This window comes from Paenibacillus apii, from assembly GCF_011043685.1.
Taxonomy (GTDB): Bacteria; Bacillota; Bacilli; order Paenibacillales; family Paenibacillaceae; genus Paenibacillus_AQ; species Paenibacillus_AQ sabinae.
Window position 1 is genome coordinate 23,220 of record NZ_JAAKGU010000001.1, and the last position, 20,948, is coordinate 44,167.

Consider the following 20,948-nt stretch of genomic DNA (forward strand, 5'->3'; position numbering starts at 1 on the left):
AGCACAAATCACAGGAACCGGAGGGCTTAATGGGAAAAACCAACCTGCTGGAAAAAGCCAAAAATATAGCCAGAGCGATTAAACGCAATATATTTATTTTATTTCTGGCTTATAAGGATCCAAGAGTGCCTTGGTACGCGAAGTTATTTTCGGCGCTGGTGGTCGCTTATGCTTTTAGTCCAATCGATTTGATCCCCGATTTTATTCCTATACTGGGTTATTTGGATGATCTCATCCTTGTTCCGCTGGGAATTACACTCGCTTTAAAGATGATTCCACCCTTCGTTATCGAAGAGTACAGGATGAAAGCGGAGGAAATCAGCAAGAACGGGAAACCGAAAAATTGGATAACCGGCACATTGTTCATTATGATTTGGACTTTAGCCGCTCTGTGGTTGGCGAACTTGGGTTATAAGTTTATTAAACGATGATATTATTTCGATTTTATTGACTAAACAGTCCGGAAAGTGTATGATAACACCAGAAAGGAAGTGTAACGCATGGCAAGAAGTAAGGAGTTCGATACAACTCTCGTGCTGCATAAGGCTATGGAAGTATTCGGACACTATGGTTATGAGGGGACCTCCCTTCAAAATTTGCTCGACGGTTTAGGGATTGCCCGCCAAAGTCTGTACGATACGTATGGAACCAAAAGGGACCTGTTCGTCTCGGCCGTCAAATATTATGTTAATGATAAATCGGCGGCCGTCATCTCCTATCTGGAGCGTTCGGATTCGGTGAAACAAGCCATTGCCGACATTTTTCACGAAATTGTTGCCGTTCTGCAGGATGAACATCGCCGCAATGAATGTTTCATTTTGTACAGCGCCATTGATCAAATTCCTCACGATCCGGAGATTGCGGCTTTTTTCAAGCTTGATATGGAACGTCTGGAACGAGCCTTCTACGACGCTTTGGTTCGGGCCCGGGAACAAGGTGAACTAAGCGAGCGTCATGATGACCTGCTCGGTCTTGCCCGCTATTTGTATCATTCGCGGTATGCGTTAACCCAAGCGGCTAAAATGACCGGTAACCCGCAGGTGTTGGACCAAATAGCGGCTGCCACCCTCTCGGCGCTTGATAAATAATGAAGCTTCCTAAGAGGCTTCTTTTTATTTTTAATATTTTTGACCGAATGATCTACAAAAGAAAATCAAGGAGTGAATAACGATCTCATCCTTCACAAACCCGTGGAAGTTGAGATCATTTTTGCGTAAAACCCATCCATTACGGGCAATTTTGGCGATGCCTTAAATGCGCTGACGATTTATTTTAAGCTTCCGATCATAGGACTAGTGACTTATTTCTTAATAACTTTATTTATTTTAGTAATTATAGTTTGAAAATTATCTATATTTAAGTTATATTATAAACAACCAATAAATAAAGGAGTGTTACATATGTCAACTGTTCTCTATATAACCGCCCATCCGCATGATCATCATACTTCCTACTCGCTGGCTGTCGGTGAAGAATTTATCGAAGCCTACCGGGAAGCACATCCGGACGATGAAGTGATCCGTCTCGACTTGTACAAGCTGTCCGTCCCTCATATCGATGCCGATGTATTCAGCGGTTGGGGCAAGCTTGCTTCCGGCACTTCATTCGACCAGCTTTCCGACGACGAGAAAGCCAAGGTTGGACGCCTTGGTGAAATCGTCGATCAATATGTCGCAGCCGATAAATATGTATTTGTTTCACCAATGTGGAATTTTTCGTTCCCGCCGGTTTTAAAGGCCTATATTGACGCTGTTTGCGTCGCCGGCAAATCCTTCAAATATACCGAGCAAGGCATTATTGGCTTGCTGACGGACAAAAAAGCAATCCACATTCAAGCAAGCGGCGGCGTCTATTCGGAAGGCCCTGCAGCTGGTTTCGAAAGCGGCCACAGCTATTTGGCAAAAATCATGCAATTCCATGGCGTGCCGTCCTTTGACGGGATTTTTGTTGAAGGCATGGCCGCAAAGCCGGACCAAGCTCAATCGATTAAAGAAGCAGCGATCGAAAAAGCCAAAGAGGCGGCTAAATCGTTCTAAAATGATTCCAGAGTTGTAACTTCATAAAAGGGGGGCTGAGATGTTCAGCTCCTCTTTTTCTGTTGGCTTAAAATTGGGTCATCTTCTCCTGTCCATTCGCCTAGTCAATTAATGCCCCGGGTCATATACTGTGATGTATTCTAAAACAGAGGAGGAAATCCAAATGGGCTACGGCTGCGTTGGTGGGGAAGACAAAGGACCAGGACCAGTATATCCTTGGTTTACTTCTACGGCTACAATTTTGGTTCTCTACATTCTCCTGGTTATCGTTTTGAAAACTTGCTGGATCTAAGTCATCTCTGACGGTAGTCAGTCCCGCCGGTGCGTGAGATTTCCTTGCCCGGCGGGATCTGAATTTTTATGACAACGCGTCGGCTGCGGCAAGGGATACATAGGTTGAATACTGCTTCATTCGGAGTCAAACCGAGAAACTTTTATATGTTTGAAGTACCCGCAGAACCTCCAGCAAGATGACATTCAGGCTGATCCACACTCCGCCAAATACATAACCGACCGCAACGTCGCTCGGGAATTGGACTTTAAAATAATCCGGCTGACCCCTACCAGGAGAGCGACAAGTATGACGGCGAACACGGCCGAGATTTGGACGAGATTGCCAGTGGATGATACCGGCAGGAACTCGGTGAGCCCTTCTACAATTCCCTGAATGATTGCAATAAAGTAATCGTGCATATCAGCGGCGCCCTCCTTCGTAATAAATCTTAACTGCTTGATATCATGGATTTGCTTGCAGACCTTTCTTTGGGCGCGAACAACCGGGACGGTGACAGCAGATAGACCACACTGATCAATCCGAACATACATGCGCTGACCTGAAACGGCAGCAGTTCGTTCCCTGCGCTTGCCAGCCACCCTCCAATCAAGGGGCCGATGACGACTCCCAGTCCTTCAATGGAGAACAGCAAGCCCCAGCTTGTTCCAACGGAATCTTCAGGAATATAGCAGGCCATCAAAGCGTTCCAGGACGGCAACAACGCCGCATACGCACAACCGAGAAGAAGCGAGAATCCCATTGCCCCAGTGAAGGAGCTGATTGAGGTCAGTCCGAATAAGGCCGCTGAAAAAATACCGAAGCCAAGCACCAGAAACCATCTGCCTCCGATATGATCGAACCATTTGCCCATTGGGACAAGAAGCGCAATTACCCCGGCTCCGCCCATCAGCAATACGATGGATAGCTGGGAATGCGAAAGGCCCACATGCTTGACCGCAAAGCTTGTTAAAAATGGCGCCAAGATGCCCCCCGCTGTCGTTTGCAGCACCATGCCGGGCACAAGGAAGCCACCCTTCTTCACTTTGTCCCATAAAGCGGCGAACTGCTGGTTAACGGTAAACTCCGGGCGTTTAACCAGCGCTGTGTCATCAAGCGTCAGGGCAGCGGCCATTATCCAGCCGGCGGCAAAAAACAGGCCGATGATAAACAGCGAAATGGACAAGCCCCAGCCCATAACGAGATTAAGGGTGACCGGACCCAGTCCGAGGCCCGCCATCCAATAGGCATATAAGATTCCAGCCTGCTGTGCCCGGTTCTCTTCCCGGATTTGGCTCATGCAGATAATCCAGACTGGGGAGAACCCGGCTCCGAGACAGGCCGATGCGGCAAGAAGAATCCACGCGTCATGAGTGGTTGCCATAAGCAGCAGGCCGATCAGACTGAGGGCGAAGCCGCCATGAAGCACCTTTCGGCCCGAGAACCGGTCCAGCAAATAACCGGTGAAGCCTTTGATCAGGCTGTCGGTCAAATAATGGACGGACACCGCAATTCCGACGATGGAGGAGGACAGCCCCCCTCCCTCCAGGGCATATGCAGGCAAATAAGCGACGAGAAAGGCTCCTCTGACCCATTCCATGAAAAAGAGGACAACCGCAAGGCGGGTGAAGGATTGCCGGGGCACCTCCACTGTATTAGAGATATCCATGGACGGTCTTCACCTTCCCTTCCGCGATATTGAACTTCTGCTGCCCGGCGGCGGGTTGCTTCTTCTCCAGAGCATCCAGTATTTCGGAGACGATGAACCCGGCGGAAGATTTCCGTGAAAAAGACTTCATTCGGCGAATCCGTTCCCACCGGTAGGACGGTTTCTCCAATTGACGAAGACAAGCGATGAGCTGTTCCTCGTCGCGCGCGGTATCAATGATGCTATGCCGGGACAGCCATTCGGCATTGCCTGCCTCCTGTCCGGGCAGAGGACGGTAGACAATGACCGGAAGGGATTGGGCGATCGCTTCGGTAAGCGTGATTCCCCCGGCTTTCGTCAGCAGGCAAGTTGATACGCTCATCAGCTCCTGCATTTCTTCCGTATAACCAAGCAGATGGACACGCTTGTTCTCGCGATACAATCCTTCCATGTCGGATCGCAGCTTATGATTATTTCCGCAGAGCACGATTAAATCGAATTCGGATTCCGTAATGATGCTCTTGATTAATTTGCTGATATCGGCCAAGACGCCGTAAGCGCCGGCCGCAAGGAGAACATAACGCCTGCTGCCGTTTAATCCATGCTTGTGCATCAGCCGTTCACGATCCTGCCACGTTTCAAAAGCAGGGCGGATCGGAATCCCGCTGACGACGGCTGCCTCTTCGGCAACCCCTTCCGCAAGCAGTGACTGCTTCATGCTTTCCGTTGCGACAAAGTATTTCATCGTGTTCGGATGGAGCCATCTTCCGTGCAGAACATAATCCGTCATAACAGTAAATACCGGCACTCCGCTCACGGCCTCCCCGCCAATTTCGGCAGCAGCCAGATAAGGAAACGTATGAATAATGACATCCGGCCGCATCGCGTCCAGAATCTTCCGCACCTTTCGTTTGCCGAGGGAATGCAGCAGTCTGCCCAAGCCGCGGCCCGGCTTTATCCCGCTTGTCTTCGTGTACATTAAGCCATACAGAGCTTGAGCGAGTGCCGCGCGGTTTAAATAGAATCTTCGGGAAAGCTCATTCAGTCTTGGATGGACTTCCGCAAAAAGGTCAACGGTGTGGACCCGATGGATCCCTCTGGATTTGAAAGACTGTTCCATCGCTTCAGCTACCTTGACATGACCGTCTCCAAACGCGGAGGTCACAATCAGCACTACAGGGTTTGGGTTCATAAGAAAGCTCCTTTGTTATCTTCACTCTCCCTTACTCTAACCCCCAATCGTAAAAGGACGGTGAAAGGATTCTTAATTAAATATTAAAATAGCCAAAACATAAATCGGCGGATTTATGCTTTGGCTTGGGTTAAGCGTATTTTTCAGGACCGAAAGCGGTACCCGGCCCCCCACAGGGTTTCGATATATACCGGATTTGCCGAGTCCACTTCAATTTTTTCACGGAGCTTGCGGATATACACGGTTACCGTCCAGATGATGCGCATTGAACAGGATGTATTTTCCGTACCTCTCCAGCAATCTCCTTCCTCCGGTCACTCCATTAATTCATCGGAGATTTGGCCGCCATGAATCCGGGGCGTCTTCATACATTCCACATATTTTTTGTATACAATGGGCCTCGAAGTTAATCCATCTACTACTGGGGGAAAATCAAACAATGAGCATGACGCACTACATGTCCCTGCTTGCGGACAACCAGCCATGGAATTTGATTATATTCATGGCCATTCCCGTGATCTTTGCCGAGACGATTACGGTAACCGAATTCTTTATCCTCTTCGGCAAAAACACGCAGGGCGGGCTCAGAAGCTTTAACCGGATCTGCAGCATCCTGGCCGGGCTATATTTCACAGGAATCTTTGTATACTTATTCCCTACCGCTTTTATCCCGCTAACCGTAAATGGCGAATGGCATACCTGGGTGGACGTTGTCGCTGTCGGCTTTTACTTGAGCGGAGTGTTCTTCCTGCTCCCTCTGGCCCTTCTTGATCTTGGCATTATTGCCCGGAACCGTTCCGCGGAAGGAAAAATGAAGCTTCACTTTATTCTCGTAAGCGGATTCCTCATTGTGGCCCACATCGCGATGATCTTCGGAATGATCAACCCGGAAATCATCGGGGGAATGGTCGGAATGAACCACTAATAGGGATGAAATAAAAAGAAGACTTCGGAGATCAGATCCGAAGTCTTCTTTGTTATTGGGGTTTTAAAATATAAAAAACAACATTCACATGTTGTTTACCTGTTTTAGATAGTATTTAACTAAAGGGTCGTGTCCTCGACCTTTATAATATTAGTATAACCGAAAGAAAAACATAAGTCTATTCTTTTTGGGGAAATTCCGCTATATTTTTTGTGCTGCAAATAAACGTTGACGGAGGTGCTGAATTGGGCAACCCTATTATTACGCTGGAAGGAATAGGCAAAACCTTTAAAGTGGCCAAACGGGCCGCCGGGGTACGAGAAGCTGCCAAAGCTCTATTTTACCGTAAGCATACGTTCGTGGAAGCGCTCAAAGATATCTCCTTTACGATCCGCGAGGGTGAAATCGCCGGGTACATCGGTCCGAACGGAGCGGGAAAATCGACGACGATCAAGGTGATGTGCGGGGTTCTTGTTCCGGACGAAGGTGAGTGCCAGGTAATGGGCTACACTCCCTGGAAGAGCCGGACGGCCTACGTCGGCCAGATCGGTGTCGTCTTCGGACAGCGCTCCCAGCTCTGGTGGGATGTGCCGGTCATCGATTCCTTCGAGCTGCTGCGGGACATTTATAAGGTGCCCGAAACCCGGTACCGTAAAAATCTCGCTATGCTCACGGAGACGCTGGCGCTGTCCGAGCTGATTCATGTCCCGGTCCGGCAGCTCAGCCTTGGACAGCGGATGCGCTGCGAAATCGCGGCTTCGCTCCTCCACGATCCCCGCATTCTTTTTCTCGATGAGCCGACTATCGGTCTGGACGCCGCCAGCAAAATCGCGGTCCGCCAGTTCATCAAGACCATTCACAAGGAAAAGGGCATTACCGTCATTCTTACCACCCACGACATGAACGATATTGAGGCGCTTGCGGAGCGGATTTTGATGATTGGTAAAGGCTCTCTTCTTTACGACGGGTCTCTAGACGAGCTTCGCGGCAGGTTCGGAAGCAGCCGGACCCTAACCGTAGATTACCGGGACTGTCCGCTTCCCGTCGATATTCCCGGCGCCGTACGCCATTCCTGGTCACCGCAGCAAGCTGTATACAGCTTTGATAACGGGAAAATCAGCCTCGCGGATATCCTTGCACGGATATCGGAGCAGGCCGAAATTCTCGATGTGGCAGTGGACTCCAAATCGGTCGACGAGCTGATTTTACAGCTCTACAAGGAGCATCAGATATGAAGATGTATCTGTCTGTCGCCAAGCTCCGCTTCGTAACGAATCTTCAGTACCGCACCGCTGCTTTCGCCGGAATCGTGACCCAGCTTTTTTTCGGCTTCATCTTCATCATGGTATATGTCGCCTTCTACAGCCGCAGCAGCGCCGCGCCGCCCATGAGCTTGCAGGAAGTGGTCACCTACATATGGCTCCAGCAGATGTTTCTTGGTCTCATTGCCCTTTATTTCCGCGACCCGGATATCTTCGAGCTGATCACCGGCGGCAATATCGCTTACGAGCTATGCCGTCCTTGCGGACTTTACGGCTTCTGGTTCGCCAAGGTTCTTGCGACACGCGTCTCGGGCGTCGTGCTTCGCTGCTTCCCGGTCCTGCTGATCGTGCTGCTTCTCCCTGAACCCTACAGGATGAGCCTGCCCCCGGGCATTGGAGCTTTTCTGCTGTTTCTGCTGTCCCTGCTCCTCGGTCTGCTCATGGTCTGCGCCATCTCGCTGCTGATCTATATCTCCATCTTCTGGACGATGTCGCCCGCCGGCTCCATCCTGATGGTCGCAGCGGCGGGGGAGTTTCTGGCGGGGATGATTCTGCCGATTCCCTTGATGCCGGGCTGGATGCAGCAGCTTGCTAATCTTCTGCCCTTCCGGTGGACGGTGGATTTCCCCTTCCGGGTATATACGGGAAATATTCCAATAGACGAAGCCCTTGGAGGTCTATTGATTCAGCTATTCTGGCTGGCGCTGCTGTCCGGTCTAGGACTGATGCTTATCAGCCGGGCGCTGCGGCGAGTCGTTGTACAAGGAGGGTAACCAAGTGCTGCTTTATTTCAAGTATCTGTCGATTCTGTTCCGCTCCCAGATGCAATACCGGACGTCCTTCTGGCTGTTGACCCTCGGGCAATTTATCTTGCCATTTGCGGTCTTTGCCGGACTGTACTTCCTCTTCTCCCGGTTCGGGGAGCTTCAGGGCTGGAGCTTCTTTGAAGCGGCACTCTGCTTCGGCGTCATTCATATGGCTTTCTCTCTGAGCGAATGCTTTGTCCGGGGATTCGACATGTTCTCCTCCCTTGTGGTGAGCGGAGAGTTTGACCGCCTGCTGGTGCGCCCGCGAAGCACAGTCGTCCAGGTGCTGGGAAGCAAATTCGAGTTCACCCGTTTCGGACGGCTGGTGCAAAGCGCCGCTGTGCTGGGGTGGGCCCTCTGGAATCTGCCGATTGACTGGACGCCTCTCAAGGTGCTAACCCTGCTGATGATGGTCGCGGGTGGCATCCTCATTTTTTCAGGTATCTTCATCCTGAACGCAACTCTATGTTTCTGGACGGTGCAGGGGCTTGAGGTAGGCAATGTACTGACTGACGGGGGGCGGGAGATGGCGCAGTATCCGCTGAACATCTATCATAAGCGGGTCACGCTCTTCTTCACCTTCATCATTCCGTTTGGCTGCGTCAGCTATCTGCCTCTGCTCTTTCTCCTGGGCCGGGCTGAAGGACACGGACTTCTGTACGCACTGCTGCCTTTGGCCAGTGTTCTGTTTCTTCTTCCCTGCCTGGCTGTATGGCAAATCGGCGTTCGCCATTACCGCTCCACCGGGTCCTAAAGCAAGCAAAGCCCGCATCCTCCGGCTCTTTCCGGGAATGCGGGCTGCTGTTCTATTTATCGCCGGCCAACCGCAGAACCCAGTCTTTCAGATCAACGATTCGGAGTGATTTCGGCTGCAAATCCGTTCCGGTCATAATTAACGGAACAATGGAATCCACCTCATGCAGCGAACCGTGCGCTCCACCTCCCCTGTGTGTGGGAGAGCTCTCACCGACCAACTCGTATCCCGGTTTGACAGTGACGACAATAAATCGCCCTTCATGCGAATGAAGCGCCCCATACAGCCGGGCGAGAATATCCGGGTACTTTCCGTAAGTGATTCGATGTCCGCGAAGCGAAATGTCCGCGAGGCCGGGATCGCCCGAGAGCGACCACTTTTGCCCATATTTATCCGAATAGGGTCCCCCCGGTCGATAGGTTAATACAGGGCTGCCATGTCCTCCGCGTGTAAGCGCAACTGAATGATCCTGCTTAACCGCTATGATGTCGAGCCTTTCTTCGGATTGTAGACTCTTAACGATCTCGGGAAGCTTCAGCTCTGGCGAAATGACGTAAATGTAGGCCATTCTTTCGTTGGCGGCGATGACGATCTGGTCGTCTTGTAAGACAGGACGCTCAAGCTCGGCTATGCGGTAACCGTGAAGAAGCGGGCGCAGATCTACTTTAAATTGTTCCCGGTCATCCAGCACATCGCTTTGAGCGCTGTCCCCCAGAATAATCCACTTGGTGGTTCTAACCGCCTCTTCCCATGAGCCATACGCATTCAGAACGTCCTGCAGCGCCCGGTCAGCCTTTTCAATTCCTTTAGTCGCCATGGAGCCTTTTCGGTGATGGACACTGTCGTTTCCCGGAAAATATCCAATCGTTACGTCCGGAAGCTTCCCGTTCTTTACTAGATAAGCGATGTCCCGGCCTGTGAATCTGTCATTCATCCCGTATTTTTCCCATGCGGCTGTGTGGTTGGCATTTTGCGGGTCCAGATGCGCGAACGCGGCAAGCGAAAACAACGCCGGAGCGGTTATCCGGTAATGATCCGGCAGCCGGGTGGTATTCGCGATCGATGGGGGCACCCGCAGCTCGCGTTCCTTTGTTCCTCTGAAAATGACCGCGTTGACCGAAGCCGAATGTCTGCCCTTCTCGGCCAGTTCCTCATGAATGGTCTTCACTTTCTTGCTTAATTGAACCTGATTCAGCTGATAGACGCTGTCGTTCAATACTTGCAGCTGATCAATCTTAAAAGCTTCCTTGGCGCCATTACCGTAAAAGATCATCCGCTTTTCCCGGTCACTGTACCATACCAGCCCAGGAACTTTATGCTTATCCGCGTACTCCCCCGTTAAAAAAGTGCTGTCAATCGTTACGGACATGGTCGGGAACGAACTTACCATTTCAGGAAAGTACCGCCCGTGATCCATCAGGTATTTCAGTGCGGGTGCCTTGCCTTGTTTCACAGCTTCCTGCAGCGGCTTGTCCATTAAGGAATCAATGATAATGACGACGACCGGTTTACCGCTTACTGCCTTAGCCTTAAACTCCGGTTCGGACTGCATTTCAGCATTCGTTCCCGGGTTAACCCGGCATCCGGCAAGAGACATCGTCAAAGCTAGAACGATTAACAACAAAACGGTTATTTTTTCCCCTCGCGTTATTCCATCCGATCTTCCCATTCTCCCTTTAACACCTCATCCCTTATGTCTCAATAGAGATAAAGATGTCCACTTCCGGTTGTAATTATGTAAAATTTTATTGAATTTTTTCAGGATCAAAGGGTTAGATTATTTTTTGTTGACTAAAAATCAGGAAAGATGGTGGCCCCATTGAATAATACGTACTCACCCCTGCTTTATCATCGGCTGGTTCGTCCAAAATGGTTTACCAAAAAATATATACATGATCAAATTACACCCCGATTCGCATTCAACGATAAAGTCGTCCTTGACTTTGGCTCAGGCACAGGGGCCAATTGTTCGATGTTTCAGCCCATTCATTATATTGGTATCGATCCCGATGCGAAGCGCATTCATTATGCCAAAAAGCAATATCCGAATCACAAATTTCACGTTTTTGAACATGGCAAGCTTCCTGTAGATGACGGGTCTGTCGATTACATACTCATCATCGCGGTTCTGCACCATATTTCATCCGAAGAAATTGCAGAATATATGAAGGAATTTAAACGGGTTTTAAAACCGGATGGAAGCTTCATCGTAATGGAACCTTGCATGTTCAAGAGAAAGCCGGTCTCAAATTGGTTTATGAATTTCTATGACGACGGAGAATATATCCGCAATGAAGAAGAGTACATTCAATTGTTTCGGGAGAATGAATTTGCTTCGCAGGTCATCAACCGCTTTCGAAAAGGGTTCTTTTATCATGAGTTGTTCTTCACGGCAAATCCAAGACCAACCTGATAAGGAGAGATTGAACCGTTGATTTGGATCGCCCTGGTTCTCCTGTTGTTTATTCTCCAAATGGCATTTGTTATCTTCTCTGAATATCAACGTCCGAACAAAACGGTAGTTTGGCTTATCGTCTTGTATATCTTTCCGATCATCGGTTTCCTGCTGTATTTATTTCTTGCGAAAGAATACATGTGCTCCCCCGCTCCTTCGCAGGAACAGAACAGAGAGTGGAACCGGATAAAGGCAGACCTCATGGAGAGGTGCCGGCAGCGAATTCGGAAAAATCACCATGGAGAGACCATTGGCCAAGACGACGATTTGCACGCATTATTAAGCGGCATTCCTGTCGCCCCTATTACCGCTTGCAACGAAACGATGGTATTCAGCGAAGGAGAAGGCGCCTTCGAAGCGATGCTAAGTTCGATTGCCGCATCCGAGCATCATATCCATATTGAGTTTTACATTATCCGCGACGACCGGCTGGGTACCCGATTTGAGCAATTACTGATCCGGAAAGCGCAGGAAGGGGTGCATGTGCGGCTGTTATTTGACGGGATCGGCAGCCGGCAGTTAGGAAAGACCTTTTTGAAAAGGCTGAGGGACGCCGGAGTGGAAACGGGATGCTTTTTTCCTCTGCTGGCCTCTTTCATGAATAAACGGATTAATTACCGGAATCACCGTAAAATCGTGGTGGTGGACGGAAAAACCGGTTTTTTCGGCGGCTTGAATATTGGGGATGAATACTTGGGAGAAGATCCGAAACTCGGCTATTGGCGGGACACCCATTTCAGCATAAAAGGGGATGCGGTGCTCTGGCTCCAATTTACATTTCTAACCGATTGGCACCGGGTCACGGGACAAATCATAGCCGATTCCGCCTACTACCCGATCCAGGAAAGCCAGGGGAAAGAGCTTGTGCAAGTAGTAAAAAGCGGCCCGGACGAGACGATGCTGGAGATCATCTTCTCTCTCATTGTCACAGCGAAGAAGCGGATTTTGATTGAGACTCCCTATTTTATTCTCGAACCCGGCGTCTTTTTGGCTCTTAAAACGGCAATCCTTAGGGGAGTCGACGTTCACGTCATTATACCAGGCGTGCCTGACAAGCACCTGGTTTATACCGCCACGCTGTCCTATGTTCAGGAATTGCTGCGGGCGGGAGTCCGGTTTTACAGCTACCAAAAAGGGTTCATTCATGCCAAAGTGATCATTTCCGACGATCTGGCGTTCTCCGGCAGCGCAAATATGGATATACGCAGCTTTTGCAACCAATTCGAAATTAATGCGCTTTTTTATGACGGGAAGGTCGTTAACCGTCTGGTGGATGATTTTTACCGGGATCTTGGCGAGAGCGAGGAAATTTTGCAGTCGAAATTCGAAAAGCGAAACGCGCTACAAAAAATGCAGGTGGTCTTCGCCCGGCTGCTTTCGCCGTTATTCTAGATAAGCAGTCCTCGTTCATGCAGTCTATCGAATACCATTTGGGCTGCGGCCGATACCCTATCCCGGTCCTCATAGGTTAGCCAGGCCAATTCCTCGATTTCCGAAGCCGGTGTAAGCCAGCCTTCGTAATCCGCGCTGTAGCAAGTCATTTTGACCATTGTTCCTTCCGTTTTGCCATGGGCTTTCGCTTCAAATGTACCCATAAGCAAGACAGTTTCGGGCTTGATTCGGACGGATAGCTCTTCTTCGATCTCCCTTTGCAGCGTATCGGCATCACTCTCTCCGGGCTCCCTTTTTCCGCCGGGCAAATAATAGATTTCTTTGCCATTGGAACGGGCGCATAACAGCCGGCCTTCACGGAGGCAGACCCATGCGATTTTATCGATTGAAGCTGTCATGCGGTTTCCTCCCTGCGCTTCCCGCCTAATTTGAAGAGTAAAATGCCGCCGACAATCACCAGCACTCCGATGAACTGTTGAAGGGTGAACGGGACCTTTTTCAAGCCTAACCAGCCCTGTGAATCCCATAACAAGGCGCTGCCCAGCTGGGAGATCAGAACGATGGAGACCGCGTACGTCGGACCTAGCTGCCGGATTCCAAGAGTAAGACAAATGACCACACCCACCCCGATGGAGCCGCTGATCCAGTACCACGGCTTCATGTTGATCAGATTAAACAGCTGGCCCCCTTCAAATATTAAGCCGAAGATCAAGGAAGCCGCAAAGCCCATTCCCAGCACCAGCGTCGTTGTTGCCCAAGATCCGGTACGTTCGTTAACCTTCGTGTTGAAAATATTTTGCAAACTGACCAGTGAACCTGCGGCAAGCGCCAATAAAAGGCCCTGAAACATTTTGTTTTCGCTCCTATTCGTATATATTTTTGCCGGCCAGCGTACTGAGCCTTTCCTTGTCTTTAATGACAATGAATCCTTTGCTGCGTTCAACCAGACCTTCCGCGGAAAGCTTTTGAATGACCCGATTAAGATGCCGGTAGCTGGTGCCGATCCAATTCGCCACATCGTTCAATCTGGACGTGCTCAGCTGTCCCTGAAATTCGGCGTCGGATTCATCATAGGAAACGGACAGCAGGTAGCTGGCCAAGCGCACCTCGACCGGATGCAGAATGTTTAAGCTTAAAAAGTTGGATTTCGTATAGAACTTCCGGGTAATGACCTTCAGCAAGAAGTTCAGCAGCGGAGCATAATCAGCCGTGTGTTTTTGTAAATAGCGGTAAGGGACGCCGATCATTTGGACGGGAGACACCGCCTCCACCGTATTGATGATGGGAATATCCTGGATATATTCGATATCGCCGATGACCTCAAGCGGGGTTTTGAAGGAGATAATAAGCGTCTTGCCCTCGGCCGAAGTGGTGTAGACCTTGATCTTTCCCTTGACCAGCACATACAGGTATTCGGAAGGTTCCCCTTGGGAACAGATCCACTCCCCTTGTTTAAAATGGTACAGCGACAAATGCGGCAGCAGCGGTTTATTGAACACGCTCTCCAGTTGATAATCCTGCAAAAAAGCATTCAGCCGCGCACGATCCGGCACTTCTTTCATAATATTTTGTCACCTCTGCTTCCTTCCCGTACATCCATTGCCATGCGGCGTTATCATCTTATCAAAATTTAAGGATGATTACACCGGCTACCATCAATCCCAGGCCAATGAACTGCGGCAGCTTCATCTTCCGCTTCATCACACTGAACCACCCGTTCGAATCAATCAGAAAGGTCAGGCACAGCTGGGCAATCAGCAAAGCGGATATCGTAAACGTAACCCCCACTTGGCGAATCGCCGTGACCTCGCTGAAAATAATGACCGCCGCGAACGCGCCGCCGATCAGATACAGCGGTTTGACCTGTCTTAGTCCCCGCCGGTTTCCGTCCCGGACAACGAACAGGATCAATAAGGCCATTAGAAATCCGGTTAACTGGGTAACGGTCGCCGCCTGCCATGTCCCAATATCCTGGCTTATCCTTGAATTGGCCACTCCCTGCAGCGTAATAAAGGCTCCGGCCAAAAATGCAAATAACAGCCCTCTCATGGTTATTACCTCTCCTCTGATGTTAGCTCTGATCCTAATTAAAGAATATCTCCGATTTTTTGGGAAGGACATATGTCCTAAATGCTTGAAGTCTGGGAGAGAGTAAGAAAAGCCATGAACCCCATTGAAGGGGTCCATGGCCTGCATGCTGCGCTTTAACCGGGGTGAACGACCGCATCGAGATCGTCCTTGGACGGTTGCTGATGAGGATTGAACACTTCCACGTACACACGGGTTGGAATGCAGATAATCTGCTGATACGGCTTCGAAATAAAGCCCATGTCGAGCGCGATCCGCTTCGGCGCGTCCGAGTAGATCATCTGAATTCCATAGTCGAATACTTTAAGCGTATTGTGCCCGAAGCTTGTTTTGATGTCGATGATCTGCACCTTATCCGTCAAAGGCACGTTCTTGTACAGCTTGCCGTTCACCGTAATTCGGGCCATCAATTCCCCCGGTTGGTATGGACTATGATCCATCTGGAGCCATTTGAACCCGTATATTGCACCGGCAATCAGCAGTCCCAGCAATATGATGTATAGATCTCCGCGTTTCATTATTGGGATTACCTCGCCTTTCTCAGATAGAGAAACTCGTCTTCTTCAATTCCTCCGTGCTAAAGAGGATGTCAAACTCCGAAATGCCTTCCTGCTGTGCAAAATGCTCCGCGATTCTCCGAACGAACGCTTCATTCGGACCATGGATCATGGCGTACAGGTTATACGGCCAATCGGGATGCGCCCGGCGCTTGTAGCAGTGACTGACCTCCGCATAGCCGGCCAGCCGTTGTCCGGCCTGCGGAATCCGCTCCTCGGGGAGCACGCTGACAAACAGCCCATTGGCGGTAAATCCGGCTTCCCTGTGCCTGAGGACGGCACCGATTCTTTTTAAAGCGCCGCTTGCTTGAAGCGCCTGCAATCGCCGGAACAGCTCTTCCAGACCGAAGGCGGACCTACGGGCAATTTGGCTGTACGGCTCTGGCACCAGCGGCAGATCGCCCTGCAGCTCACGGATCAGCTGCCAATTCGCATTCTCTATTTCTTGATGCTCCGTAGGGATGTTTACCAATTCCGGCCTAGCCTGACCGGACGCTGAAGCCGATGACACCGACGTTTCTTCCATATTGAGAAACACCTTCAGCTTAAACACCTGCTCGGCGGGAAACTCGTACAGCTTCGGCTGGCCCGCCGCTTCGCGAATCGGTTCAAGTATCGCTTCCCGTTCCGCTGCGGTTCGGGCAGTCAGTGTGAACCACATATTGAGCCGGCCAACCCGGCGGTAGTTATGGGTAACGCCTTTGAAGCTGTTGACGACAGCCGCCGCCTGATAATAACGGGATTCCTCCACTCTCATCGCGTACAAGCAGCCCTTGTAACCAAGCCTGGCCGGATTAAACACCCCGCCAATCCGCCGGATGTATCCTTCGTTCTTCAGCCTCTCCAGCTTATGGAGCACCTCTTCCTGCCGCAACTCCAGCTCTTCAGCAATAAGCCTCCAGGGGTGCTTGACCAGTGGAAGCTCGATTTGCAGCCGATTTAGCAGCTTTCGGTCCTTCACATCCAGTTCCAAAGCTTCTCCCTCCCGTCTACAGCGCCGCCGTTCTTTTGTAACACCAAGGCTCTTCGGCCATGAAATTGCCCCCGCTGTAATAATACGACCGGGCGCGGCACCCGCCGCAAATCTTGACGTCGGGACAGGAGCCGCATGCTCCTTCGTATTCCTTGAAGTTCCTCAAGTTTTGGAATACCTGACTGTCCCTCCATATTTCATCAAAGGGCTGCTCACGGACATTCCCGACCTTGACCGGCAGATAAGGGCAAATATGGACTTCGCCATTGGGCAAAACTGAGCAGTAGGCGACCCCCGCAAGGCAGCCGCGCGTATAGCGCATTTCGAGGCCCATGCTTTTGGCCAGCGGCATGAACTGAGGAGCACATGTCGGCTTGATTTCAAGCGCCGAAGATTGCTGCTTGGCCAGAACGCTGCGCAGAACGGAATAATAGCGCTCCTGCTTCAATCCTTCCTCCTCGATGTTAACGGCCCGTCCGGTCGGAACGAGAAAGAACGGGTGCAGGGAGGCGACATTCAGCTCCTCAGCCAGCTGCGCGACCTGATCGAAATCGTCCATATTGCCTGTGGTCAGCGTCATGTTGATCTGCACCCGCAGTCCGGCTTCGCGGGCATAACGGATGCCTTGTACCGCCTGCTGCCAGCCCTCGGGCGCGTTTCGGAACCGGTTATGATACTCCGGCGTGGCGCTGTCGATGCTGATGGCGATTCCTCCAAGGCCGGCTTTCTTGAGCTCCGCCGCTTTGGCGGCGGTCAGCAGTGTACCGTTGCTGCCGAGCGCCGGGCGAAGGCCGACATGCGAAGCGTAAGCGACCAATTCACACAGATCTTCGCGGACTAGCGGTTCACCGCCGCTTAGAATAAGGAGCCGGAACCCGGCCGCCTTGATCTGATCGATAAGGTGCCGTCCTTCTTCTGTCGTCAGATCATCATCGACAGGCGAAGCCGGCCCGGAATCTCGATAGCAGTGTTCGCAGAACAAATTGCATCGTTTGGTCACATTCCAGGATACGAGCATCGTCGCTCAAGCCTCCTTGCATTGATAGGATTCAATTCTTCCAATGCGATAACTATTTCCTTAAACGATTCCAATTTCACGGTCGGTTAAATAGCAGGACGGGTCCTCCGCCCAGAAATCCCCGCTGACCGAGGCGCGGGCACGGAAATTGCCGTTGCAAATATCCAGCCATTGGCATTCCCGGCAGCGCCCTTTCAAGAGCGGCTTCCGGTCGCGCAGCCCCGCCATGACCGGGTGCGCCGCCTCACGCCAGATTTCGCTGAACGTTTGCGTGCGGATGCTGCCAATCTTAATGTCCCTGGTGAATTGGTCGGGATAGACATTGCCGTGCCAATCAACGCAGCCGAACGCTATGCCGGACCGGTTGCCTCCGTTCCGCCGGAGCAGCTCAAGCAGCTCTGCCGCGCGCTCGGGCTCGCGCTCCAGCATCCATTGATACAAATAGACCCCGTCCGCATGGTTGTCGACGGTGAGCAGTTCCACCTGTTTGCCCTTCCGGTGCAAATCCAGCGTTTTGGCCATAATCCGCTTTAAAGCGTCGCGAGACTGCTCATGGGTCACATCCTCCTTCTGGAGAGCGCTTCCGCGGCCGGAGTAAACAAGATGATAGAAGCAGGCCCTTGGGATATTTTCACGTTCGATTAATTCAAGGACTCCGTCCAGGTCGCCGTATGTATGCTTGCTGATCGTAAACCGGACCCCTACCTTTTGGCCGATGGCCAGACAGTTGCGGATACCGTTCAGCGCCTGTTCGAACGAGCCTTTGCGTCCCCGGAAAGCATCGTGCCGTTCCTCAAGTCCGTCGAGACTGACTCCGACATAGCCGACTCCCGCTTCTTTCAGTTTTTGTGCCGTGTCTTTAGTAATAAGCGTGCCGTTCGTGGAAATCACCGGCCGAAGCCCTTTGCCCGCCGCATAAGATATCAACTCAAAAATATCCTTCCGGATCAGAGGCTCGCCGCCCGAAAACAGCAGGACAGGCACATGGAACGCAGCCAGGTCTTCAATAAACCGCTTCGCTTCCTCCGTTGTCATTTCATCCGGGTCATGAGCCGGACAGGCATTGGCGTAGCAATGCTTGCAGCTCAGGTTGCAGGCCCTTGTCATATTCCAGACGACGACCGGCCCTCTCCCTGCGGAAACGCCATGCGGTCTGGTTCCCTGCTTGATTGCATAGCGCAGGTCATCCCCTTCTCCCTTCATACCCGTCAGCAGTTTCGATAAATTAATCATTGAAGGCCCCTCGTTTCTCTGGATTTATTCAATCTTATCAATGATACCTGACCTAGAAGAATGGTGATATGCGCTTTTTTCTTGATCGTTCGAGGTATTAATGCTATTTCGAGTTATCTGGAAAAGAAAAAGCCCGCTAAGCGCGGGCCGCAATAATGGGCTGCATCGTTATGATTTTTTCTTGCCAAGAGCCAGTTCTATAATCATAACGACAAGAACGAGCAATGAAATGAGCTGTTCCAGACTCATTACGTCCGCCTCCATTCCCTTTAAAGGATGGCTGTTCGGACGGTTTTCCTCTCCCAAGGACAATCGCTGCGTTCCCCCATAACACAAATTATGAGGCGACCCCTGCAGTTATTCGGATTATATAGTGAACTGGATTGGCTGCACCCTTATTTAAACAACAAATCCTTCGAATAATTCTCCCCTTCGAGCATGTCGTATTGCACCATCCGGTAATCGTCCAGCAGATTTTGCTGCGTGGCGGACAGCCCGGTGACAACACCGGTGCGCCCGATCAGGACATTTTTGCTTAATCCGGGAAGCTCCGCTTTAACCAATTCCAGCAGCTTATAGTACGCCGGAAGCTTCTGTCCCGTCAGCTCAAAGACCGTCGGCCCGATGAAAGAAGGACTGATCGTCCCCAAAGGCTGCTTGCCGATATCAAAATTGGCCATAACCATCAGCTTCGTTTCATGCTTCATTCTGGGGTTGGCGTCCCACCCTGCCTGCGAATAAATGTCCGCCGACAGCGCGGGAAGATGATCGCCCCAGAATACGACAATCGTCGGCCGCTTGATCGACTTCAACTCCTGGGCCATATAGGCCATCGCCTCGTCGGTCAGCTTTGTATCCTGAACATAAGTTTCCAGCTCATCCTTCCGCTCCGGCTTCACCCCGTTCACCGTAATCGTATTCGGCCCATTCGAGCCTTTGTCGAACGGAAAATGATTCTGCATCGTTACGAGGTGCAGGAACGTCGGCTGACCGGAGCTCTGCAGCTCGCGCACAGCCTCCTTCACGGCCGCCATATCTGAAATGTAACCGTCCGGCGTGATTCGATCGGCTCCGGTCATCTCCTGCTGGGTCGTGAATTGATCGAAACCGAGAACGGGATAAACCTTGTTCCGGTTGTAGAACGTTCCGTCGAATGGATGAACTGCCAGCGACCGGTACCCCCGCTCCTTCAATATGCTGACGATGGAAGGCAGCGAGGACATTTTGACAATGCGCTGCTGGTAAGGGATGGAGCCGTCTTTCAGAAAATACATCGACTGTCCCGTCAGCGCCTCAAATTCGATATTGGCCGTATTTCCCCCGAACTCGGGAGACAGCAGGTAGCCGGACGGCGTATTTTTCTCCTCCCCATGGATGAATTTCAAAGGATCTTCGCTGAAGGTATAAGAAGGAAGCCTCGTCGGGTCAAAAAAAGCTTCGTCCATCATGTACATGATGTTTGGAGTCTCAGAAGGCGCAGCGTTCGTGCCGCTATCCGGGAGCGCGCCGTATTGTTGGGCGATTTGAGCGATGGCTTCTCTGCTGTACCCGTCCGGTTTGTCCATCAGATTCTGCTTCAGATTGCCTGTAAAAGCAAACAAAAAACCGTTCTGGCTATAATTCACCTTCTGGTTCCAGTAAATATTCTGATATTTGATGGACGTCGCAAGCGTCGTCTGGCCGTCGACCATCAGGATAAATCCGGTAATCACCGCAGCCGAAAGAACGGTGAACACCGCCCGTAGTGGCAAGCTGATTCTGACCTTGGGAAGCTTGCGCAGCAGAACAATCAAACCTGCAACAAGAACAACAGCAAGCACGAGCACAAGCGGCGATATCATGCCTTTAGTGATCTTGCCCATCTCCTGCGCGTTCTTAACCAGCATCAAATCCCATGGAAACAGCGGTTCTCCAGTCGTGGACAGCTTCTTGTAATCGGCAAAGCCCAGAATGGCGCAGGCTATAAAGGCGATCAGGGAACCCGCATAACCGTTCGGAATAACCGCAGCAAAGGCGAGCAGCACGAAGAAGAAGAACAGACTGCCGAATACATACAGCCAGTAGAACTGCGATATCCAATTCAGAACGCTTCCTGCATTCATCCCGAACGAAGCGGCCTGTATGGTAAAATTCAGGATAAATCCACCGAGCAAAAATGACAGCAGCATAATTCCCAGACGTTTGCCGGGTTTAAAATGGCGCAACCTAACCCTCTCCTTATTGATTCTAAGCAGTCAGTATACGCCACTTTTCTTAAAAAGAACTTAAAATTAACAAAAAAACCACACTCGGATAACACTACCCGAATATGGCTGTGAAAAAAACGATTAACCGTCTA

The 20,948-nt window shown here is 51.0% G+C and carries 23 protein-coding genes and 2 pseudogenes; 10 read left to right on the forward strand and 15 right to left on the reverse strand.

Going from position 1 to position 20,948, the window contains the following annotated elements:
- The first annotated feature begins 29 nt into the window (after nucleotides 1–29).
- The 4 genes from G5B47_RS00125 to G5B47_RS26105 all read left to right on the forward strand — a co-directional run bounded on the left by G5B47_RS00125 (nucleotide 30) and on the right by G5B47_RS26105 (nucleotide 2,328).
- A complete protein-coding gene (locus G5B47_RS00125; protein ID WP_206107157.1) occupies nucleotides 30–431 on the forward strand; it encodes a YkvA family protein in 402 nt (133 codons plus the stop codon).
- A 69-nt stretch (nucleotides 432–500) separates the two neighbouring features.
- Nucleotides 501–1,088 (forward strand): TetR/AcrR family transcriptional regulator, encoded by a 588-nt coding sequence (locus G5B47_RS00130; protein ID WP_165093152.1) that lies wholly within the window; start codon nucleotides 501–503, stop codon nucleotides 1,086–1,088.
- Nucleotides 1,089–1,400: 312 nt separating this feature from the next.
- Nucleotides 1,401–2,036, forward strand: coding sequence for an FMN-dependent NADH-azoreductase (locus G5B47_RS00135; RefSeq protein ID WP_165093153.1), 636 nt, complete (start codon nucleotides 1,401–1,403; stop codon nucleotides 2,034–2,036).
- A gap of 163 nt (nucleotides 2,037–2,199) precedes the next feature.
- Nucleotides 2,200–2,328, forward strand: a complete 129-nt coding sequence (locus G5B47_RS26105; RefSeq protein WP_407945198.1) for a YjcZ family sporulation protein — start codon at nucleotides 2,200–2,202, stop codon at nucleotides 2,326–2,328.
- Between the two features lie 308 nt (nucleotides 2,329–2,636).
- Here the strand turns inward: G5B47_RS26105 and G5B47_RS26110 are convergent.
- The 4 genes and pseudogenes from G5B47_RS26110 to G5B47_RS00155 all read right to left on the reverse strand — a co-directional run.
- Nucleotides 2,637–2,729 (reverse strand): annotated as a pseudogene (locus G5B47_RS26110) (undecaprenyl-diphosphate phosphatase); the annotation flags it as partial.
- 29 nt (nucleotides 2,730–2,758) lie between these two features.
- Nucleotides 2,759–3,976, reverse strand: coding sequence for an MFS transporter (locus tag G5B47_RS00145; protein ID WP_165093154.1), 1,218 nt, complete (start codon nucleotides 3,974–3,976; stop codon nucleotides 2,759–2,761).
- Entirely contained in the window at nucleotides 3,963–5,147 is a 1,185-nt protein-coding gene (locus tag G5B47_RS00150) for an MGDG synthase family glycosyltransferase (protein ID WP_165093155.1), read from the reverse strand. Before G5B47_RS00150 ends, G5B47_RS00145 begins: the two co-directional genes overlap by 14 nt.
- 143 nt (nucleotides 5,148–5,290) lie before the next feature.
- Nucleotides 5,291–5,404, reverse strand: a pseudogene (locus G5B47_RS00155) (winged helix-turn-helix domain-containing protein); the annotation flags it as partial.
- A 182-nt stretch (nucleotides 5,405–5,586) separates the two neighbouring features.
- Here G5B47_RS00155 and G5B47_RS00160 point away from each other — a divergent pair.
- The 4 genes from G5B47_RS00160 (at nucleotide 5,587) to G5B47_RS00175 (ending at nucleotide 8,894) form a co-directional block, all read left to right on the forward strand.
- On the forward strand, nucleotides 5,587–6,072 hold the full coding sequence (locus tag G5B47_RS00160) for a DUF6803 family protein (RefSeq protein ID WP_165093156.1): 486 nt from the start codon (nucleotides 5,587–5,589) through the stop codon (nucleotides 6,070–6,072).
- Nucleotides 6,073–6,317: 245 nt separating this feature from the next.
- Entirely contained in the window at nucleotides 6,318–7,307 is a 990-nt protein-coding gene (locus G5B47_RS00165) for an ABC transporter ATP-binding protein (RefSeq protein WP_206107158.1), read from the forward strand.
- Nucleotides 7,304–8,107 carry an ABC transporter permease gene (locus tag G5B47_RS00170; RefSeq protein WP_165093157.1) on the forward strand — a complete coding sequence of 268 codons (804 nt, stop codon included), beginning with the start codon at nucleotides 7,304–7,306 and terminating at the stop codon, nucleotides 8,105–8,107. The genes G5B47_RS00165 and G5B47_RS00170 overlap by 4 nt, the downstream gene beginning before the upstream one ends.
- Nucleotides 8,108–8,111: 4 nt before the next feature.
- Nucleotides 8,112–8,894, forward strand: coding sequence for an ABC transporter permease (locus G5B47_RS00175; RefSeq protein ID WP_328804399.1), 783 nt, complete (start codon nucleotides 8,112–8,114; stop codon nucleotides 8,892–8,894).
- 52 nt (nucleotides 8,895–8,946) lie between these two features.
- Here G5B47_RS00175 and G5B47_RS00180 read toward each other — a convergent pair whose 3' ends face one another.
- On the reverse strand, nucleotides 8,947–10,563 hold the full coding sequence (locus G5B47_RS00180) for an alkaline phosphatase family protein (protein WP_165093158.1): 1,617 nt from the start codon (nucleotides 10,561–10,563) through the stop codon (nucleotides 8,947–8,949).
- A 150-nt stretch (nucleotides 10,564–10,713) separates the two neighbouring features.
- Between G5B47_RS00180 and G5B47_RS00185 the strand changes: the two genes are divergently transcribed.
- Together G5B47_RS00185 and cls are read left to right on the forward strand one after the other, a co-directional pair.
- Nucleotides 10,714–11,307, forward strand: coding sequence for a class I SAM-dependent methyltransferase (locus tag G5B47_RS00185; protein WP_235950010.1), 594 nt, complete (start codon nucleotides 10,714–10,716; stop codon nucleotides 11,305–11,307).
- Between the two features lie 18 nt (nucleotides 11,308–11,325).
- On the forward strand, nucleotides 11,326–12,741 hold the full coding sequence (gene cls, locus G5B47_RS00190) for a cardiolipin synthase (RefSeq protein ID WP_165093160.1): 1,416 nt from the start codon (nucleotides 11,326–11,328) through the stop codon (nucleotides 12,739–12,741).
- Here cls and G5B47_RS00195 read toward each other — a convergent pair.
- The 10 genes from G5B47_RS00195 to G5B47_RS00240 form a co-directional block, all read right to left on the reverse strand.
- Nucleotides 12,738–13,139 carry an NUDIX hydrolase gene (locus G5B47_RS00195; RefSeq protein WP_165093161.1) on the reverse strand — a complete coding sequence of 134 codons (402 nt, stop codon included), beginning with the start codon at nucleotides 13,137–13,139 and terminating at the stop codon, nucleotides 12,738–12,740. The two genes, cls and G5B47_RS00195, sit on opposite strands and share 4 nt — an antisense overlap.
- Nucleotides 13,136–13,591, reverse strand: a complete 456-nt coding sequence (locus G5B47_RS00200; RefSeq protein ID WP_165093163.1) for a DMT family transporter — start codon at nucleotides 13,589–13,591, stop codon at nucleotides 13,136–13,138. The genes G5B47_RS00195 and G5B47_RS00200 overlap by 4 nt, the downstream gene beginning before the upstream one ends.
- Before the next feature lie 13 nt (nucleotides 13,592–13,604).
- Nucleotides 13,605–14,303, reverse strand: coding sequence for a Crp/Fnr family transcriptional regulator (locus G5B47_RS00205; protein ID WP_165093164.1), 699 nt, complete (start codon nucleotides 14,301–14,303; stop codon nucleotides 13,605–13,607).
- A 61-nt stretch (nucleotides 14,304–14,364) separates the two neighbouring features.
- The gene (locus tag G5B47_RS00210) at nucleotides 14,365–14,790 is read right to left on the reverse strand and encodes a DMT family transporter (RefSeq protein ID WP_165093166.1); all 426 of its coding nucleotides are present in this window, start codon (nucleotides 14,788–14,790) and stop codon (nucleotides 14,365–14,367) included.
- Nucleotides 14,791–14,945: 155 nt separating this feature from the next.
- Nucleotides 14,946–15,347, reverse strand: a complete 402-nt coding sequence (locus G5B47_RS00215) for a NusG domain II-containing protein (protein ID WP_206107159.1) — start codon at nucleotides 15,345–15,347, stop codon at nucleotides 14,946–14,948.
- 22 nt (nucleotides 15,348–15,369) lie between these two features.
- Nucleotides 15,370–16,359, reverse strand: coding sequence for a siroheme decarboxylase subunit beta (gene ahbB / locus G5B47_RS00220; protein ID WP_165093167.1), 990 nt, complete (start codon nucleotides 16,357–16,359; stop codon nucleotides 15,370–15,372).
- 16 nt (nucleotides 16,360–16,375) lie between these two features.
- Nucleotides 16,376–17,377, reverse strand: coding sequence for a radical SAM/SPASM domain-containing protein (locus G5B47_RS00225; RefSeq protein ID WP_165093169.1), 1,002 nt, complete (start codon nucleotides 17,375–17,377; stop codon nucleotides 16,376–16,378).
- A gap of 60 nt (nucleotides 17,378–17,437) precedes the next feature.
- Complete coding sequence (locus G5B47_RS00230) at nucleotides 17,438–18,610, reverse strand: radical SAM/SPASM domain-containing protein (RefSeq protein WP_165093171.1); 1,173 nt, start codon at nucleotides 18,608–18,610, stop codon at nucleotides 17,438–17,440.
- A 168-nt stretch (nucleotides 18,611–18,778) separates the two neighbouring features.
- The gene (locus tag G5B47_RS00235) at nucleotides 18,779–18,922 is read right to left on the reverse strand and encodes a hypothetical protein (RefSeq protein WP_165093172.1); all 144 of its coding nucleotides are present in this window, start codon (nucleotides 18,920–18,922) and stop codon (nucleotides 18,779–18,781) included.
- 83 nt (nucleotides 18,923–19,005) lie between these two features.
- A complete protein-coding gene (locus G5B47_RS00240; RefSeq protein ID WP_165093174.1) occupies nucleotides 19,006–20,814 on the reverse strand; it encodes an LTA synthase family protein in 1,809 nt (602 codons plus the stop codon).
- Nucleotides 20,815–20,948 lie beyond the last annotated feature (134 nt).